The 672-nt window shown below is 66.2% G+C and carries 1 protein-coding gene; it reads right to left on the bottom strand.

What is annotated here, in order from left to right; translation table 11 throughout:
* Positions 1-558 (bottom strand): ATP-binding cassette domain-containing protein (locus MKK68_RS15905; RefSeq protein ID WP_244031291.1); only part of this gene is annotated, 558 nt, incomplete at its 3' end.
* Between the last annotated feature and the right edge of the window lie 114 nt (positions 559-672).

The raw sequence follows: 672 nt of genomic DNA, 5'->3' as shown, positions 1-672 counted from the left end.
CGCGCCGCGGTCTTTGAGCGCCTGCAACCCCTGCGCCAGAGCGGCCTCCCCTAAGGCGTCCAAGTTCGAATTCGGCTCGTCGAGCACCACCAAGGACGGATTACCGTAGATGGCGCGCGCCAGCCCAATCCGCTGCCGTTGCCCACCCGACAAAGCATTGCCGCTCTCACCCACATCCGTGTTGTAGCCCTGTGGCAGCTGCTGGATCACCTCGTGCACGCCGGCGAGATGGGCGGCCTCAATCACGGCCTCATCATTCACAGGGCCAAACCGCGCGATGTTCTGCGCGATGGTCCCCGACAGGAGCTCCACACTTTGTGGCAGGTAGCCGAGGTGCTGACCCAAGGCGTCCGGGTCCCAATGGTGCAGCTCCGATCCGTCGATCCGCACACTCCCGAGTGCCGGCGCCCAGATGCCCACCAGTGTCCGCACCAGCGTCGACTTTCCAGCCCCGCTGGGTCCGACTACGGCCATGGAGGAGCCGGCCGGCAGCTCAAAGCTGATCTGGCTCAGGATGAACCGGTTCGACCCTGGCGCCGTCACAGCCAGCGAGGTCACCTCAACCTGCCCCTTCGGCCGAGGCAGAGACAGACGCTGGGGGCCTGCCTCCGCAGCCCGGAACAGAGCCTGAAGCCGCCCATACGCCTGACGCGCCCGCAAAAATGAGGGCCA

It is taken from the genome of Methylobacterium sp. E-016, assembly GCF_022829745.1.
Lineage (GTDB): Bacteria > Pseudomonadota > Alphaproteobacteria > Rhizobiales > Beijerinckiaceae > Methylobacterium.
Note: the sequence above shows the minus strand (reverse complement) of the source record. Positions and strands in the feature narration are given on the sequence as shown.